This window comes from Legionella tunisiensis, assembly GCF_000308315.1.
Taxonomy (GTDB): domain Bacteria; phylum Pseudomonadota; class Gammaproteobacteria; order Legionellales; family Legionellaceae; genus Tatlockia; species Tatlockia tunisiensis.
The window spans coordinates 1-15,138 of record NZ_CALJ01000072.1; the positions used below are offsets into that span (position 1 = coordinate 1).

The window sequence follows — 15,138 nt, forward strand, 5'->3', positions numbered from 1 at the left end:
TGCAACTTCCAATAATGCCATTATGACTTAATCGTTTATACTCGTCATTAAGATATATTAAGTAAATGTTGTAAGAAATGTCTTACAAATCAAGATACAGTTACTATCTTTGTACCGGAAGAAAATGGTACAGAAAGAAATGATAGGCTTTGGTCTGATCTACATTTGCTGTTATTTGTTAAAAATAATGATAATTTTGGTTGAGAAATTAATTTTCTAAGGAAGGAAATAATGCTGGGATTTTTTAAGGATTTAAAGCCACACATGACTTTTACCAATTTTTGTATTATTTATAACGGTCTTACGGGTTTAGCGGTTTTATATTCATTGTGGAATGATCCTGAAGCAGATCCCTCGGAATATGCAATAGATATTTCGATCCATGCACTGACTGCCGTAACGTTAATGTGTAAACAAGTTCCTGAGGCTGTTAAAACAGTTGTTGTAGCGTTAAATACTTATCGAGGATTCGATGCTTTATTTAAGACAATCACTTCTCTCCCCTCTACAATTCCAGGGGCTGCAAATGCTGTGGATGTTCTTAACCATTGGTTTAATTTAAAAGAACTTGGAAAAGACGAGTCAGAGCAAAACAGACGAGCAACTCAACACAGTATGTAAATGCTAAGCAGCTATGGTCGGGCTCCCATGGTAGCGGCCTGATCTATAGTCAGCTCAAAAAACTAATGAAGACGATTAAGGACCACCAGTTAATTGTCTACCTGTTTAATGCGTAGTCATAAAGTAACCAAGTATATCAAAGGCTTTGGTTCTTTTTTACTAAATAATAGTCTGATTTAAAATAATTATCCTTCTGACGTTTTCTGGAATCTTTGCAGTAATTTATCAGCGCGCTGCAATAGGGTGGAAGTAAATGGGCTATCCATTATATTTTTTGAATTTTGCTGATGAGATAAAGCACTTCTTTACACGCTAAGGCGCCAGATAACTGCGCTTCTTCTGCCATCTGTACAATGTGTCGTGGAAATAAAGCATCAAAATCATATTTACTGCCAATTTTCATGGCCATTTTAGTAGCAAGAGTAGGGTAGTAGACAGTCGAAATCATATCGTAGAAAGGAGCCAGGCGAGTTTGTTGTCCCTGATAAAGCAAAGAGAAATTTTTACCATGAGCATCATTGTTGCCGATAATCAAATTAAATAGAATGCCTTGCAATAATTCTTTGATATCCATGATAGGGAGGCTTGATATTTCCCGTATGAGCTTAAAACAATCGCTAATTTGGGGACCTCCTTCTCGCTGATATTTCATGTCTGGACTAATGCCTATTGCCTGACAAAAATCTTCTTGATGGAGGCGTCGGATCCCTTTTTCTGTTTCAACTCGATCATAGCGTTTAACTAATAGATAAAGCGTATCATCCACATGATGGATTGAGGCATCCACAGCATTTAAGCCAATTTTTTTGCCAGGTTCAGACAGAAGCACTCATTTTCAATTAAAGAAGGAAAGTAATGATTGATTGGTTTTAAAATATGAGTGCTGGGAGCGCCATTCAGAGGTATAGCAATATTACCCTCGATGACGGCAACTGGAAGTTTATCTTGTGCGCCAGCCAACGATAAACGAATTCCATCTTCACCAGCTATCATCGGTCTTTGATGCATGGTTTGCAGAATGTCTAGTACGGCCTGTTTCTGGAGAATTTTATAATCTGGTTTTAGCTCTGTGAGTGGTGTGTTTTGAGGTAAGAGAATTACGGCTCCGGCACACTCACCACCAATAGCGGCTAAGAGAGCAAAATCATTTTTTCACTAATACCTAGTTGGCGGGCAATCGATGTACGCAAATGAGCTTCAGGTAAAAGCCCGCTAAAAAAGGACGGCATTGTCTTCCTGAATAAGGGGTATTTTGTAAAGGAAGTGAGCGTGATAGGGGAATATTTTTCTGGTTTTCCAGATAAGATTCAGTATAAACAAAACTCATATCACCATGCGTATCAATACTTAATTGACCTGCTATCTCTTGATGGAGATAGACATCCAGTTTATGGTTGTTCATTTTCTAACTCCGCATGGGATAGGTGGAGTTGAATTCCGAGTACTTGCAGCACTTGCAATATTTTTCCAATTTGGCAGGTGGGTTTCCCATTTTCTAATTCAATAATAAAGCGCAATCCGGTTCCTGCCGTTAAAGCCAAATCTCTCTGAGTAACACCAAGCTTCTTACGAACCTTCCGAATAAACGCCCCTATCTTATCAGCGGATTGAATCATCGTTTCTTCTTATATGTTCCCGTACGGTAACTTTACACCTTATTTAAAGAAAAACCAGAAAATATTCCCGAACGGGAATAAATCGATGGTCTTTGCGATTTAAAGAATAGATATTACCGATCGGGAATATATCTGTATTATTTCCACGTGAGAATTGTTGTTGGTTTATGAGATGAGGGCAACGTATTTTCTGCTGGCCAACCTATGATCATTGGAGCGATAGCTGTCATCCCCTCCGGAATTTCTAATTCGGCTTTCCATTCAGGCGAATTTAAGGCTGAAACAGCAAAACCAATGACACATGAGGCAAGACCATATGCAAGAGCAGAAAGCATTAAATTTTCGGCAGCTAACCAGCAGTCGGCTGTAGTAAAAGGGCCTTCAAAGGTTCCGTATATAACGATTAAAGTACTTGCATTATAAAATACGCTGAATTCTTTTTGTGTTGCCACATCAAGAATATGCTTGATTTGTTGTGATTCGCTATTCTTGGCTTCGGCAACCAATAAAGCTTTCGCACTCTCTGACAAACGATCCAAGATATCCTTATCCTGAATTACCACAAATGCTCTTGGTTCTTCATGAAGAGCAGTAGGGGCATGTACAGCCGCATCCAATAATTTATGAATGATGTTTGAATCAACTTTTTTGGGTAGATAATTACGGACCGCGTGTCGTTTGTAGATGGCATCCATGATATCTATCGACATTTTATCTTTACTTAATTCTGAGTTTGCCATAGCTACTCCTAGATAATTATTATTTTTCCTATTGAGATAATTTTTTCATAATAGCTAGTAATGGAGTTTACCTAGTAAACTATGAACCACTCTTCTATACCAAATAATACGTTTTGCCACCGGATTGTCAATTGTTCTTACTTATTTTAATAATAGATGGAATTGATTGGGCATAAGAAAGTGAATAGTTTAAGGCTCCTGTTGATTCGGCATGGATTCGATACAATACTTGACCAGGTTCTACATGGGTTCCTATTTTTGCAAAAAACTCAAGGCCGGCCGCTGGATCAAAGGGAGCACCAGCTAATTTGGCTACTTTGGCCAGGTTTCTATTATCAATTTCTGACACCACTCCAGCATGTACAGCAACAATGTCATGTGTGAGAGAAGCTGTAGAGGGCTCTTTAAAGCCCCCTTGGGCGTTACAAATAGCTAAAAATTTTTTAGCGCAGAACCGTTTTCTAATAGCTGTTTTGCCAGTTTTTCCCCTTGACTATAAGATATTTTTTTTCCGAACGCCAAGATCGTTGCAGCCAGTGCAATGGCTTTATTTTTTAAATCAATTGGTGCATCCGTCTTATTTTGTAAAACAGCCAGGATATCTTTGGCTTCTAAGGCGGGGCCAATGCCCACGCCCAGAGGTTGGCTCCCATCTGTCTTTATTACAAAAATATGAAGACCAATGGCCTTACCTACAATGGAAAATAATTTTAAGTTGTAAAAAGCGGCTTCCGAACGGATTTTTGCTGTAGGGCCCACAGGTATATCAATAAGAATATGTGTGGCACCGATAGCCGCTTTTTTGAAAGCACGGATGCAATCATCTGTCCTTCTGGATCAAGATCTAACATGCGTTCAACTTTAATAATGATATCATCTGCAGGACTTAAACCCAGCGACCCGCCCCATACCATGCACCCGCCTTCCTGAGCCACCACATCCTTTATTTCTTTGCTGTCAAATTCACAGATGTCATGGTTTCAACTGTATCGGCGGTACCGGCTGGGGACGTAATAGCTCGTGACGAGGACTTGGGTATAATGAGGCCTGCTGAGGCTACAATGGCAACTACTATAGGCGTTGTTCTATTACCAGGAATTCCTCCAACACTATGCTTATCAACAATGATAGGAGAATCCCAATTCAATTGTTCCCCTGTTTTCACCATCGCTTGGGCTAAATAAATAATTTCTTGAATACTTAAATTATTGTGTGAGCAGGACGTAATGAAACTGGCCAAATGAATATTCGAATATTTTCCAGCGACAATATCATGAATGATGGCATCAAATTCAGATGCAGACAGTTCATTTCCATGTATTTTAGAGCGCACATAACTTAACGAACTAACTGGTCTAAGATGCGATAAATCTATCTCATCACCTTCTTTGACACCTAACCGTTGCCAAGCGCTTTCCGACAAACTGGCTTCACAGCTTTTTAATATATCGGATTGAACAATATACACCATTGCGATTAGCGAGCGATTGTTAAACGAAACCACAACTTGAGTTAAGGCATCAAATCCTTGTGATTTACAAATAAAACAATCCGCATGCAGGAAAATAATAAATTCTTGCAGTGTATCGATTCCTAATCTCACTAATTTGAGCTTAGTTGAGTGATTGTCCAAAAATGGTTTTCCTTAATTCAGATCAGGGGTTATAAATTACACAATCTCACCGCTTAAAAATAGCTGTCAATCGCTAAATATTAATGTTACCGTCATCGCCACCCTCAATTTTTTATCATTTTGCGAAATAGATATTACCTGTAAAAATATCTGAAAATTAAATAAAAGCATTATATGCATAAACTATAATTTAATAATTGAAAACAAAGGGTTGGCAAATGCAGCTTACTTTCTTAGGTGCCACAGGGACTGTGACTGGTTCAAAATATTTACTTGAGCTAGATAATAAAAAATACTTGTCGATTGTGGTTTGTTTCAAGGGCTAAAAGATCTTCGGTTAAGAAATTGGAATCCTTTACCTTTTCAACCGTCTTCATTAGATGCTGTGGTTATCACCCACGCTCATATCGATCATAGTGGTTACTTACCACTTCTAGTTAAGAACGGATTTACAGGGCCTATCTATGCTACAAAAGCTACAAGGGAATTATGTGCTATCTTGTTGCCTGATAGCGGGTATTTACAAGAAGAAGATGCCAAGCGTGCGAATAAATATGGTTATAGTAAACATCATCCCGCACTACCTTTATATACACAAAAAGATGCACTTGAGTCGTTAAAGCAATTTGAAATAGTCGATTATAATAAACCTTATCCTTTGTTAACGGATTGTGATTTTAGTTGGCATCGCGCAGGCCATATTCTTGGCTCCTCTTTTATTCAAGTAGAAAATCAAGCTATCAAGGTGTTATTCAGTGGTGATATTGGCCGTCTACATGATCCTATTATGAAACCTACAGAAATTATAACAACGGCTAATTATTTAATTCTTGAGTCGACTTATGGAAATCGGTTGCATGATAAAACTAATCCAGAAGAAGACATCGCAGCTATTGTAAACACAACCATTAGACGGGGAGGGTCAATTCTTATTCCTGCATTTGCAGTAGGGCGCGCCCAAAATATATTGTATTATTTATACCAGCTTAAAAAGAAAAACAGATTCCAGATTTGCCGATTTTTCTTGATAGTCCAATGGCAATTGATGCTACCGAGATATTGCTTGATAACAGGGATGAGCATCAGCTTACTCGAGAGGAATGTCTTAATGTTTGTCGTATTGCAACTTATGTTAGAACAGTAGAAGAATCGATCGCTTTGAACCATCATGCCATGCCTAAAATTATTATTTCAGCAAGTGGTATGATGACCGGTGGTCGTGTACTTCATCATTTAAAAGCCATTGCCCCTGATTATCGAAATACAATATTAATGACTGGCTTTCAAGCCGCAGGTACTCGTGGCGAGAAACTATTACATCACGCACAAACAATCAAAATCCATGGGCAGATGATTCCGGTCAATGCTCAAATAGCTGTACTTAATAATGCTTCAGCGCATGCGGATTATGAGGAAATTTTAAATTGGTTAAGGCATTTTAAAAGATCTCCACAAAAAATATTTTTAACGCATGGAGAGCCACAGGCTTCTATGGCGTTAAAACAGCATATTGAAACTGAATTAGGTTGGCATTGTGAGCTCCCAAATTACTTGGACAGAGTGGAGCTCACTTAAATAAAAATAAGAGTATGAAAAAGAGGCAAAAAATAAGGCTTGAAATTTTAGAACCATGATTGGGATTCATCGTTTATGAATTACCTAATTCAAAAGTAAACATGAAGGAATCTCATGAAAGATAATTTTTAATTCAATATGTTTAGTTAATGATCGGTTGCAGTGATAGGCCATTATCCGTTAGAGCTAAAATTTTTAGTAATTTACTTGCTGATTTTTCAGGGTCAATTTTTCCTGTAAATCCTAAACATAAGACAGTTATAGAAAAAGCTGCAAAATAGTAAATTAAAGAATTAATTCTGTAGATGATCTATTAGCTGTACCTATTCGTTTGCGCAATACTTCATGAGTGATTCATTATTCATTTTTTCAGGCAATAGAGTTTTTTATATTTCATGGTATAATTATTTTTCATATAGAACATTAATAGCTCTATAAACGTTTGTATATGCTCACTTATAATACATAACCAAGTGCTATAAAAAGGAACCATATTTTATGACTCGTAAAATTGCAATAGTTGGAGCAGGTCAATCTGGCCTTCAATTAGCACTTGGTTTGTTAGCCAATCATTACAAAGTAACTTTGGTTACCGAACACGGTGATTATGAAAATGGAAAAATTTTATCCAACCAAGTCATGTTTGATAATGCCCTTCAGCATGAGAGAGATTTGGACATTGATTTTTGGGAAAATGATGCACCTCAAAATACCTCAGTTACATTTACTATGGCAAAACCCGGTACTACCGAAATAGGAATTCAATGGAAAGGATTAGTTAAGAGACCTTTTCAAGCTGTTGATCAGCGATTAAAGTTTTCTCGCTGGTTGAAAAAAGTAGGTAAACTCGGCGGAGAAATCGTTATTCAAACAGCCACAGAAGAGACGTTAGAGGAACTAACTTATTCTCATGACCTCACAGTCATAGCGAGTGGGAAGGGTAAGCTGTCTAAACTTTTTAAACGGGACAATGAACGCTCAATCCATACAAAACCACCGAGAATTTTGTCTTGTCTCTATGTTAATGGTATGGCTCCGATTCCTGCCAACCCTGGCGTTCGGATTGCAATTATCCCGGGCGTAGGAGAATACTTTACAGTGCCAGGGTTAACTCTGAATGGCACGTGTGAAATGATGTTGTTTGAGGGTTTGCCTGGAGGCCCATTTGATTGTTGGAAGGATGTTCAGTCTCCCGAACAACAATTAAATCGAGCTTTGGATATTTTGGAGAAATTCATTCCCTGGGAAGCAGAACGTTGTGCTCATATAAAGTTAACTGACTCAAATGCGACCTTAATGGGTGCTTATATACCGGAAGTCCGCCATCCTATTCATCAGTTATCTTCTGGTCGGGCAGTATTAGGGATGGGAGATGCTATTGTTTTAAATGATCCCATAGCGGGTCAAGGTGCTAATAATGCTAGCAAATGCGCTAGAATTTATATGGATAGTATCATAACCAATCAAGAGAAACCATTCAATGAACTATGGATGCAAGGTGTATTTAATAATTTTTGGGCAGATGCTAAATGGAGTACAGCATTGTCTAACCTGCTATTACAATCTCCAGATCCACACTTGATTGATTTATTAGCTGCAGCAAGTCGTATGCCGATGTTAGCTGACACGATAGCAAATGGATTTAATAATCCTAAAACATTATTTCCATGGGTTACTTCTCCAATCGAGATTGAGAAAATGATAACACCAGCTTAGCCAAGTAAATTTTGTATTATTTAATCTAAGACGGGTTTGGGAGTCGCTTTACAGATTTATCAGGTGGCATATATTTTGTAAACAATTAAAGCAACTAATTCTTTTGGAGTAATAAGATTATCACTTAATAGCCACAGGAAAATTCAATACTGAATGCTTGTGCTATATGAGTAATAATCCCCTAAGTTAGCAGTGATTTTTGATTTACAGGAAAAAGCATGATTTTACTCATTGCATTATTTGTCGACTATAGAAATCCGTAAAGCGCCTCCCAAACCTCAACACATAAGGAGTATCAGTAATGTCAGTTGATCTTATTAACTTGGAATTTTTACTAAAGCAAAATGAAAAATTTATTAAACAATATGAAAATAACGAACTCATGATTCTAATAAAGAGTCATAAAATACATAGCCCAGAAAGACGAAGATTACTATTAGATTGTATACAAGTGTTTTCAAACTATTTTCAAAAAACAGTTATGCTAAGAAATGTGCTCACTGAAAATACTTTTTTTTGAAAATTGCCCAAAAGCATTTAATCGAAGAATTCGGTCATGATATTTCGCTTATGAATGACCGTGGAAATAATCCTCCAAAATGGGATGCAGTATTAGATGCTTGTTCTTGCTGGTTTTCTTGGAAGATGCTAACTCTGGATAATATTGACAAGACGCTTTTAGTTCATCTCGTTTTGGAAGCGAGCGCTCATCTCTTTTTTAGAGAGGCTCATAACGTTATGGAAAAGTATGGAGAGACTGATTATTTTAAGATTCATTCAGAAGTAGATGAGGAACACGAAATGATGGGGGTTTGTTTGTTGGAAGGACTAAGAGAAGTAGACTATAAGCACTTATTAATTGTGCAACAACAAGGATGGGATGTTTTAAATACGGTATGTCGACGCATAGCCGAATTAACACTTCAAGAAGATGAGTTAAGTCGATTTCATCTTGTCTCTCACTCTCAGCATGAGATGACATCGATCTATTAAAATTAACTAGCTAGAACGAGAATCAATTTTCTTACGGGCTAATGTTGTGGTTGCTCTTAACTTTCAGGATTAGTAGCCAGGTGTTTAAATTATGTGAGTAATGAGAAAGTGAGTAATGATTGCAGGAATGTAAGTAGTCAAAAAAAAGTTGAGTTCCTAGAGAAAATTATCACAAAATTGCCTGGTCTTGTTTTCTGTAAAGATCTCAATGGTGCTTATTTAACTTGCAATGAGGCTCAAGCTAAAATAATCGGACTATCAACACCTGACGAAGTTATTGGAAAGACAGATTTTGATCTTTTAGATGAGAAGGCGGCAAATAAACTTTGGTCTATTGATAAGCAGATCATGTCCGGTCAGCTTTTTATTGATGAAAACAATCCGATTGAGGAAACAATTCTACTTCCCGATGGAAGAACTGCAGTTTTCGAAACAATTAAAGTGCTCATTCATGATAATGATGGAAAGGTAATGGGGTTAGCTGGCATAGCCAAGGACATTACCGAACGGAAAAAATGGAAGAAGATCTTCGAAGAGCCATGATAGCGGCAGAGGCAGGCAATAAAGCCAAATCCGAATTCATAGCGAACATGTCTCATGATATTCGGACACCGTTAAGCGGTATTTTGGGCATAATCAGTGGATTAATCAACTTTGCTGATGAAACCTGTATAGCCTTGCAACAAGGAAAGTCAGCATATAGCACAGAAATGCTGGACAATTGTTTATCGCTATTGAATGAGCTGATTGAAGTGGTTCGAGAAGATGGCCAATTAATACTTGGCTCAGCGGATGAGTTGTTGCAATTATTGAATGAAATTCTGGAAACCATGAGTTTAGAATCAGGCAAAGTGTCTGAGCAGGCTGAGTCGTTTAGTTGCAGGAACTGGTAGAACATAACATTGAACTGATGCGCCCCGTAGCCGTCATAAAAATTAACGTTGGTTTGCGACATGGATGAAATTCCTTCTTATGTTACGGGGTTTCGTCATTATCTTGATCGCACTTTGCTTAATTTACTGAGTAATGCTTTAAAATTCACGGAAAAAGGGTTTGTCAAAATCAAGATACAACGGCTCAACTCCACTCAAACAGGCTTTGTGATTGGTCAGCCTGTTGAGTTAGAATTTGTTGTAGAAGATAGTGGTATTGGTATTCCACAGGATAAATTTGAGACGATATTCGAGAATTTTTCTCGTCTCACACCTTCTTATCAGGGACTTTATAAAGGTGCTGGGCTCGGGCTTTATACCGTAAAGCGCTATATTGATGCGATGCAAGCAACGATTGATTTAGAAAGTGAAGTGGGTAAAGGGAGTTGCTTTACGATTAAATTACCGCTGATAGTGTCTGATCATTCGGATCGCGAAAAAATATCTTATCGCACGCCAGAAAAAAGAAAAATACGTCTATTCAGGCAGCTCAAAAAATACAGCCAAAACATCAGTCAATACGCAAGCTACCATACGGATTTTAATTGTGGAAGATAACATTATTGCCGCTAAGGGGGCACAAGCAACGATTATTAAACTTTACAGGCATTGCGTCTGCGATAGAGCAGAAACTGGCAAAGAAGCTGTTAATATGGCACAACACAACCTTTATGATTTTATTCTGATGGATATAGGTCTGCCTGATATTGATGGCATTGAAGCAACAAGGCAGATTCGAGCATTTCATTCACCTAACCAGGCGAAAGTCCCGATCATTGCACTCACTGGACACGCCAGTAATTGGGATAAAAGAGAAGAAGCATTGGCTGCTGGGATGAATGACGTTTTTGAAAAGCCACTTACTGAATCTAAACTGGAATTGTTGATGCAGCACTATGTGTTTAATCCAAGGCAACACGAGGCTTCAATTGAGAAACCGCAATCTGAAAAAACGGGCATTCAAAAAATTATCCCTGTCATAGACTGGACTCAATGTCTTGAACAGTTCAATGGTGATGAAACCTTCGTCCGCGAACTGCTGGCATCGCTGGCTATTGATCTTAAATTCTCACAAGAAAAATAGCAGAGTTTTATGCCACCAATAATGAAGATGCTTTACGGGCTGAGTTACACCGCCTTAATGGTGGTATCGTCTATTTTAGTTTGCCTCAACTGAGTCAGACACTTACTGCTTTTCATGAGGCAGTTAAAGCAAAAATACAACAGACTAAGCGGTTAGAAAATACTTATGCTGCGTTTCATGAAGCAATAAATACTTTTTTAACGACGGTTCAATTGGATTCGTTTAAAAAAGATTAGACAGGATTTTGAGGTATCGTCGAAATCACTGTTGATTCTTTTTCTACAGGTAATGATTCTCCCGTAAGAGCTGCTTGTTGTACGTGCAAATCTTTAGAGTGTAGTAATAAACAATTGGTGGGGACGATATCACCGGCGGCTAAGCATATCACATCACCAGGAACTAATTCGCTACAAGGCAAATTACACTCACTGCCGTTGCGTAATACCGTAGTCTTTATTGCCACGTGCTATTGCAATTTTTCTGCTGCTACCAGGGAACGATGCGTTTGAAAAAATCGAGGCAAATGCTGATACTGACAACAATAAGAATAATAACGGCGTTAATTGGACTACCTGTGAAAAAAGAAATCAAGGCAGCAATGATCAATATAATGACTAAAGGATTCGTTGAGTGGGAAAGAGCTTCTAAAATGTGTGAGCGATGTTGGGTAGAAATTTTATTGGCTCCATACTTTTTTAGACGTTTTTTAGCCTCAACTGAAGTCAATCCTTGTAAAGAGCCTTGCAAGTCTTGTAACGCTTGAGAAGGCTGGAGCACTAATATTTTTTTAAGTCCTTTTGCATGATTGGATCCTGAGATAGAGCCACTTAATGTTATCTATTCTTCATCTGCAAATTTGGCTTTTACTGTAATGCTTGATTTTAGAGAGTTTGCAATAAAACAAAGGCCATGGGCTGTTTCAAAAAGTTTCTCCATGGTTTTCTTGTCGGGTTTACTTTCTTCTTTAAAAGACACGACTGGAGAAAGAACAATATCTGAAACGGTATGATTAATTTCATCAATGGCGCAAGTAGCTCGATCAGAATAGCTATCGACGGTATATCCTTCCTTTGCACAAAGAGATAAAAAAGTAAGTAGAAAACAACTCGAGAGAGAAGCTGTCAGTAACTCTTCCGGGCTATGAAATTGGGGGTTACGCATAAAATGGGGCGACGAATTAACTTCTAGTTTTGGTCCACCATAAAAAATACGGTATGTTTACGACTATAGGTTTGATAGTTAAAATCTTCTGCTCCGCGTTCCCATAAGAGTCGAATATTATATTCAGGCATCATTCATTCCTTGTATTAAAATCTATTTAAAAATTTAATTTCAACAGGAGTTGTCAATACAGTATATTAAAAATTTTTATTTATCGTATAGCTTGGCAGATCAATTGTAATTTGTTTTCCTGCCGTTAATTTTAACGCATTAAGGATGGCAATAATATCAATTAGTTCTTGAAGGACAGCCCCTATGACAGGAGTAATAAAACCTGCTGCAGCGAATGCCATTCCTATGAGGCTCAGTATCATTCCACCAATAGCACTTTGTGCGGCAATCCGACGCGTATTTATACTTAAATGAATCAGTTCGTCGACTTTGCTTAATGTATTCTCCATGATAATAGCTCCGGCTGCCTCAGAAGTAATAGCACTATGTTGCCCAAAGGCTATACCAACAGTGGCAGCAGTGAGCGCTGGAGCATCATTAATGCCGTCTCCCATAAAAACTGTAGGTGCATTCTTTCTTTCTTGTCGTACAATGGCAAGCTTTTGTTCTGGGCTTTGAGATGCATAGATTTCAGTCAGATCTAGCAAATTAGCCAAGTAATTTACTTCTGATTGGCGATCACCTGAAACAAGCATCACTTTTTTAAATGATGAGATGGGCCTAAATGACTGATGAAAGGCTTGCTATCGAGCCGTGGGGCGTCACGAAAATGAAGCGAGGCAGCATACTGCTCATCAACCAGTATTATGCATTCTAATCCAGGTAAAACGGGTGGCAGGTTGTCACTGGAGGAACCAGATTCCAAAAGTTTTTTCTACTCGTAATAGTAATGGTATGCTCATTGATCCTTCCTTGTAAGCCTTGTCCTGGTTTCTCTGAGACGTCTGTTGCGTGAAGAAGAATGATTGCTTGCTCTTTTGCTGCATTTAGAATAGCGGTTGAGAGAGGATGCTTGGAATACTGCTCCAGGCTAGCGGCATATTGTAATATGTCCTCTTTTTATAATTGCCAGCAGTAATAATTTCGGTTAATGAGGGCTTGCCATAGGTAAGGGTGCCTGTTTATCAAAAATAGCCGTTTTGCAGAGCGGCAATTGCTCTAAAATAATAGGGTCTTTGATAATGATTGCTTGTTTAGCGGCTTTTGAAATGGCGCTGACTAATACGATGGGTATTGCGATTAATAAGGGGCAAGGCGTAGCAATAACCAGCACAGAAAGAAACCGTAAGGCATCCCCGCTCATGTACCAGACAAAAAATGCAAACAAAAGGGCGAAGGGAGCAAAAAAGCGCCTACTTGATCGCCCAATCGTCTAATTGCAGGACGCTTTTGTTCGGCCTCCTCTAATACTTTAACGATTGCTGCATAACGTGAGTCTGATGGCAGTTCAGTCGTTTGTACTGTCAGTGCGCAATCTCCATTAATGGCACCGGATAAAACATAAGTACCTGGTGTTTTGGAGATTAGATAGGGTTCTCCAGTTAAATAGGATTCGTCCATAGTCCCCTGTCCATTGATGACTATTCCGTCAACAGGGCAGGTTTCGTGAGGGAAAATAACAATTTTATCGTCAATGTAAATAGATGATAGAGGGATATCCTCAAGGTGATTATTGGTTTGCCGGTGTGCGGTGGAAGGCATGCGTGCAACCAAGGCTAATAGTGCGGAGGCTGCTTTGCGTCGGGCGTAGGTTTCCAACGTTTGACCACTGGCAAGCATAAGAATAATGAATGCAGCTGCCAAATATTCGTGTAAGATAATACTCGTTACCAAAGCAATAGCGGCGAGCGAATCAGCGCCTAGATTACCTTGGCATAGTTTAGATAGAATCTGAAGAAATAAAGGTATCCCGCCAGTGAAAATAATGAGTAGCAAAGGTATTTCTGCTGACCATATGCTGAATGCACGCATAAAAAATGCAGGCAGATTGCAAATAAGGAAATAAAGGCAATGTAGGATTGCCATTTAAAAGTAGATTGAGTAGCAGAAATATGAGTTTTAATAGTTAACTCCTAATCTCGCATGTTTACAACTATAAGTAATTATAATTGCAATTCCCGAGCACGTTATAAGAATTAAGAGATACCGATAACTATATTAGTAAGGACGGCCAATAATTATCCTGCATTTGATGAGACTAGCTGAGCTTACTTAATTCCGTATAGAGACCTAACAAGCCTAAAATAAGGCTGAAACAAGCAATTAAAAACCCCAAAAGCCGTGAAATTAAAAAGAAAATTTATCGGCTCGTTGAATGAGGAGGGATACCATCAATCCATTTAAGCCATCCGTTGCCATCATCCCTAACATAAAAACCAGGCCAAGCATGGCTGCAAAAGACCAGTTACTTGAAGAAGACATTGAAATAGAAAATAAGGCGACTTGACTAAAGGTATCAAAGGAAAAAGCAAAAAGAGCTCCAGTTAATGTAATCCAGAATGCATTATATTGTTTCAGAGTGAGGGCAAAAAAACCTCCTATACTGGTTGCCGGGTATAATTTTTTTGTGGAGTAAACTATTATAAAGAGTGATAAATCCAAAAACTAATAAGAAAAATATGGATATAAAGCTTCCTAAAGGCTCGAGCCATGCTGGGAATTTTGATCGAATAAAGCCATGACTGATAATCACGCTTAAAATAATGACAACGAGTCCATGCCCTAAGGAAAATAAGAAACCCGCACGTTTTGAAAGTTTGTTATTTGATCTAGTCGCTCTTGTAATGGAATCAATGGTTGCCAAATGATCCAAATCCAGACCATGACGCAATCCTAATCCAAATACAAAAAGGATGATTAGTATAGTGGAATTAGTTATTGTATTAATGACTTTGATCCTTTTTAGAGACAAGTTATTTTTAAGATCTAAGCTGTTATGTCTATACCCAATAATTAATTTATATGCATGAACTAACACTCTCTCGCTCCATTCTTGATATCGTTAAGGCACGTGCATCTGAAATCAATTGCCAATTGGTTAAAAAATTTATCTAGA

The 15,138-nt window shown here is 38.2% G+C and carries 19 protein-coding genes and 3 pseudogenes; 9 read left to right on the forward strand and 13 right to left on the reverse strand.

The window, feature by feature from the left end; genetic code table 11:
- Positions 1-231: 231 nt before the first annotated feature.
- A complete protein-coding gene (locus BN58_RS05585; RefSeq protein ID WP_019216000.1) occupies positions 232-621 on the forward strand; it encodes a hypothetical protein in 390 nt (129 codons plus the stop codon).
- A 265-nt stretch (positions 622-886) separates the two neighbouring features.
- Here BN58_RS05585 and BN58_RS32940 read toward each other — a convergent pair whose 3' ends face one another.
- From BN58_RS32940 to BN58_RS22450, 6 genes and pseudogenes are all read right to left on the reverse strand, one after another.
- Positions 887-1,408, reverse strand: a complete 522-nt coding sequence (locus tag BN58_RS32940; protein WP_232220368.1) for a HipA domain-containing protein — start codon at positions 1,406-1,408, stop codon at positions 887-889.
- A 5-nt stretch (positions 1,409-1,413) separates the two neighbouring features.
- Complete coding sequence (locus tag BN58_RS32945) at positions 1,414-1,629, reverse strand: HipA domain-containing protein (RefSeq protein ID WP_232220369.1); 216 nt, start codon at positions 1,627-1,629, stop codon at positions 1,414-1,416.
- Between the two features lie 154 nt (positions 1,630-1,783).
- Complete coding sequence (locus BN58_RS32950; protein ID WP_232220370.1) at positions 1,784-2,023, reverse strand: HipA N-terminal domain-containing protein; 240 nt, start codon at positions 2,021-2,023, stop codon at positions 1,784-1,786.
- Positions 2,010-2,237 (reverse strand): helix-turn-helix transcriptional regulator, encoded by a 228-nt coding sequence (locus tag BN58_RS05595; RefSeq protein ID WP_019216001.1) that lies wholly within the window; start codon positions 2,235-2,237, stop codon positions 2,010-2,012. Before BN58_RS05595 ends, BN58_RS32950 begins: the two co-directional genes overlap by 14 nt.
- Before the next feature lie 137 nt (positions 2,238-2,374).
- Positions 2,375-2,977, reverse strand: coding sequence for a nitroreductase family protein (locus BN58_RS05600; RefSeq protein ID WP_019216002.1), 603 nt, complete (start codon positions 2,975-2,977; stop codon positions 2,375-2,377).
- 127 nt (positions 2,978-3,104) lie between these two features.
- Positions 3,105-4,610 (reverse strand): annotated as a pseudogene (locus BN58_RS22450) (thymidine phosphorylase family protein).
- A gap of 218 nt (positions 4,611-4,828) precedes the next feature.
- Between BN58_RS22450 and BN58_RS22455 the strand changes: the two are divergent.
- From BN58_RS22455 to BN58_RS30575, 8 genes and pseudogenes are all read left to right on the forward strand, one after another.
- Positions 4,829-6,185, forward strand: a pseudogene (locus BN58_RS22455) (MBL fold metallo-hydrolase RNA specificity domain-containing protein).
- Positions 6,186-6,683: 498 nt separating this feature from the next.
- Positions 6,684-7,901, forward strand: a complete 1,218-nt coding sequence (locus tag BN58_RS05615) for a styrene monooxygenase/indole monooxygenase family protein (RefSeq protein WP_019216006.1) — start codon at positions 6,684-6,686, stop codon at positions 7,899-7,901.
- Positions 7,902-8,417: 516 nt separating this feature from the next.
- Positions 8,418-8,894: a hypothetical protein gene (locus BN58_RS05625; protein WP_026069282.1), complete on the forward strand. Its 477-nt coding sequence runs from the start codon at positions 8,418-8,420 to the stop codon at positions 8,892-8,894.
- Between the two features lie 93 nt (positions 8,895-8,987).
- Positions 8,988-9,437, forward strand: a complete 450-nt coding sequence (locus tag BN58_RS28120) for a PAS domain-containing protein (protein ID WP_019216007.1) — start codon at positions 8,988-8,990, stop codon at positions 9,435-9,437.
- Positions 9,410-9,787: a sensor histidine kinase gene (locus BN58_RS28125; protein ID WP_083852120.1), complete on the forward strand. Its 378-nt coding sequence runs from the start codon at positions 9,410-9,412 to the stop codon at positions 9,785-9,787. The genes BN58_RS28120 and BN58_RS28125 overlap by 28 nt, the downstream gene beginning before the upstream one ends.
- A gap of 60 nt (positions 9,788-9,847) precedes the next feature.
- Positions 9,848-10,384: an ATP-binding protein gene (locus BN58_RS28130; protein ID WP_019216009.1), complete on the forward strand. Its 537-nt coding sequence runs from the start codon at positions 9,848-9,850 to the stop codon at positions 10,382-10,384.
- On the forward strand, positions 10,374-10,910 hold the full coding sequence (locus tag BN58_RS28135; protein ID WP_019216010.1) for a response regulator: 537 nt from the start codon (positions 10,374-10,376) through the stop codon (positions 10,908-10,910). Before BN58_RS28130 ends, BN58_RS28135 begins: the two co-directional genes overlap by 11 nt.
- 80 nt (positions 10,911-10,990) lie before the next feature.
- Positions 10,991-11,146 carry a hypothetical protein gene (locus BN58_RS30575; RefSeq protein ID WP_019216011.1) on the forward strand — a complete coding sequence of 52 codons (156 nt, stop codon included), beginning with the start codon at positions 10,991-10,993 and terminating at the stop codon, positions 11,144-11,146.
- Here the strand turns inward: BN58_RS30575 and BN58_RS05655 are convergent.
- The 7 genes and pseudogenes from BN58_RS05655 to BN58_RS32970 all read right to left on the reverse strand — a co-directional run bounded on the left by BN58_RS05655 (position 11,143) and on the right by BN58_RS32970 (position 15,060).
- Entirely contained in the window at positions 11,143-11,373 is a 231-nt protein-coding gene (locus BN58_RS05655) for a P-type ATPase (protein ID WP_026069283.1), read from the reverse strand. The two genes, BN58_RS30575 and BN58_RS05655, sit on opposite strands and share 4 nt — an antisense overlap.
- 23 nt (positions 11,374-11,396) lie before the next feature.
- Complete coding sequence (locus BN58_RS05660; protein WP_026069284.1) at positions 11,397-11,687, reverse strand: cation-transporting P-type ATPase; 291 nt, start codon at positions 11,685-11,687, stop codon at positions 11,397-11,399.
- A 60-nt stretch (positions 11,688-11,747) separates the two neighbouring features.
- Positions 11,748-12,071 carry an OsmC family protein gene (locus BN58_RS22465; protein ID WP_019216012.1) on the reverse strand — a complete coding sequence of 108 codons (324 nt, stop codon included), beginning with the start codon at positions 12,069-12,071 and terminating at the stop codon, positions 11,748-11,750.
- A 197-nt stretch (positions 12,072-12,268) separates the two neighbouring features.
- Positions 12,269-12,778: an HAD-IC family P-type ATPase gene (locus tag BN58_RS32955; RefSeq protein WP_026069285.1), complete on the reverse strand. Its 510-nt coding sequence runs from the start codon at positions 12,776-12,778 to the stop codon at positions 12,269-12,271.
- Between the two features lie 392 nt (positions 12,779-13,170).
- A pseudogene (locus tag BN58_RS36835) lies at positions 13,171-14,108 on the reverse strand (HAD-IC family P-type ATPase).
- A gap of 261 nt (positions 14,109-14,369) precedes the next feature.
- On the reverse strand, positions 14,370-14,684 hold the full coding sequence (locus tag BN58_RS32965; RefSeq protein ID WP_019216014.1) for a hypothetical protein: 315 nt from the start codon (positions 14,682-14,684) through the stop codon (positions 14,370-14,372).
- Positions 14,587-15,060 carry a HoxN/HupN/NixA family nickel/cobalt transporter gene (locus BN58_RS32970; RefSeq protein ID WP_232220371.1) on the reverse strand — a complete coding sequence of 158 codons (474 nt, stop codon included), beginning with the start codon at positions 15,058-15,060 and terminating at the stop codon, positions 14,587-14,589. The genes BN58_RS32965 and BN58_RS32970 overlap by 98 nt, the downstream gene beginning before the upstream one ends.
- Positions 15,061-15,138 lie beyond the last annotated feature (78 nt).

What these genes read in the sequence shown, in the direction of transcription:
- BN58_RS22465 (WP_019216012.1), bottom strand. Translation starts at nt 12,071, where the DNA reads ATGCGTAACCCCCAATTTCATAGCCCGGAAGAGTTACTGACAGCTTCT.
- BN58_RS05615 (WP_019216006.1), top strand. Translation starts at nt 6,684, where the DNA reads ATGACTCGTAAAATTGCAATAGTTGGAGCAGGTCAATCTGGCCTTCAA.
- BN58_RS32955 (WP_026069285.1), bottom strand. Translation starts at nt 12,778, where the DNA reads ATGCTTGTTTCAGGTGATCGCCAATCAGAAGTAAATTACTTGGCTAAT.
- BN58_RS05600 (WP_019216002.1), bottom strand. Translation starts at nt 2,977, where the DNA reads ATGGCAAACTCAGAATTAAGTAAAGATAAAATGTCGATAGATATCATG.
- BN58_RS32950 (WP_232220370.1), bottom strand. Translation starts at nt 2,023, where the DNA reads ATGAACAACCATAAACTGGATGTCTATCTCCATCAAGAGATAGCAGGT.
- BN58_RS05595 (WP_019216001.1), bottom strand. Translation starts at nt 2,237, where the DNA reads ATGATTCAATCCGCTGATAAGATAGGGGCGTTTATTCGGAAGGTTCGT.
- BN58_RS28125 (WP_083852120.1), top strand. Translation starts at nt 9,410, where the DNA reads ATGGAAGAAGATCTTCGAAGAGCCATGATAGCGGCAGAGGCAGGCAAT.
- BN58_RS28130 (WP_019216009.1), top strand. Translation starts at nt 9,848, where the DNA reads ATGGATGAAATTCCTTCTTATGTTACGGGGTTTCGTCATTATCTTGAT.
- BN58_RS05585 (WP_019216000.1), top strand. Translation starts at nt 232, where the DNA reads ATGCTGGGATTTTTTAAGGATTTAAAGCCACACATGACTTTTACCAAT.
- BN58_RS32945 (WP_232220369.1), bottom strand. Translation starts at nt 1,629, where the DNA reads ATGCATCAAAGACCGATGATAGCTGGTGAAGATGGAATTCGTTTATCG.